This window comes from Neisseria sp. P0021.S006, assembly GCF_051956895.1.
Window position 1 is genome coordinate 1 of record NZ_JBQCWZ010000345.1, and the last position, 1457, is coordinate 1457.

Annotated in this window: 1 protein-coding gene; it reads left to right on the forward strand. The window is 52.4% G+C overall.

Going from position 1 to position 1457, the window contains the following annotated elements; genetic code table 11:
• The first annotated feature begins 23 nt into the window (after positions 1-23).
• Complete coding sequence (locus ACTHUM_RS13970) at positions 24-1382, forward strand: PFL family protein (protein WP_107769248.1); 1359 nt, start codon at positions 24-26, stop codon at positions 1380-1382.
• Positions 1383-1457: the final 75 nt, after the last annotated feature.

Here is a 1457-nt window from a genome sequence, read left to right on the forward strand (position 1 = left end):
ACCTGCAAGAAAGGCCGAACCCCATGAATAACTTCCACAGTAATGAGATACTTGAAACCGTCAAAATGGTTGCCGACCAGAATTTTGACGTGCGCACCATTACCATCGGCATTGATTTGCACGACTGCATCAGCAGCGATATCAATGTGTTGAACCAAAATATTTACAACAAAATCACCACCATCGGCAAAGACTTGGTGGCAACGGCAAAATATCTGTCTGCCAAATACGGCGTACCGATTGTGAATCAGCGCATTTCCGTTACGCCGATTGCCCAAATCGCCGCGGCCACCCATGCCGACTCCTATGTCAGCGTGGCGCAAACTTTGGATAAGGCAGCCAAAGCTATTGGCGTGTCGTTTATCGGCGGCTTTTCTGCGCTGGTGCAAAAAGGTATGTCGCCTTCGGACGAAGTGCTGATCCGTTCCATTCCCGAAGCCATGAAAACCACCGATATCGTGTGCAGCTCCATTAATATCGGCAGCACGCGTGCCGGTATCAATATGGATGCGGTCAAGCTGGCAGGCGAAACCATCAAACGCACGGCTGAAATCACGCCCGAAGGTTTCGGCTGCGCCAAAATTGTCGTGTTCTGTAATGCAGTAGAAGATAATCCGTTTATGGCGGGCGCGTTTCACGGTTCGGGCGAAGCGGATGCCGTTATCAATGTCGGCGTATCCGGCCCGGGTGTTGTAAAAGCCGCGTTGGAAAATTCAGATGCAACGACATTGACCAAAGTTGCGGAAGTTGTGAAGAAAACCGCTTTCAAAATTACCCGCGTGGGCGAACTCATCGGCCGCGAAGCCTCAAAAATGCTGAATATCCCGTTTGGTATCCTCGACTTGTCGTTAGCACCAACCCCTGCTGTCGGCGACTCGGTGGCGCGCATTCTTGAAGAAATGGGCTTGAGCGTCTGCGGTACGCACGGCACGACAGCAGCTTTGGCCTTGCTGAATGATGCCGTGAAAAAAGGCGGCATGATGGCTTCCAGCGCGGTCGGCGGTTTGAGCGGCGCATTTATCCCTGTTTCAGAAGATGAGGGCATGATTGCCGCTGCTGAAGCCGGTGTGCTGACACTGGACAAACTCGAAGCTATGACAGCCGTCTGCTCCGTTGGTTTGGACATGATTGCCGTCCCCGGCGATACGCCTGCGCATACCATTTCCGGCATCATCGCCGACGAGGCCGCCATCGGCATGATCAACAGCAAAACCACTGCCGTGCGCATTATTCCGGTAACCGGTAAAACCGTCGGCGACAGCGTCGAGTTCGGCGGCTTGTTGGGCTACGCGCCTGTAATGCCGGTTAAAGAAGGTTCGTGCGAAGTATTTGTCAACCGAGGCGGCAGAATCCCGGCTCCGGTTCAATCGATGAAAAACTGATTGGATTGATGAATATAAAAGGCCGTCTGAAATTGATTTTCAGACGGCCTTTTATGTTTGCAGGCTGATTATTTG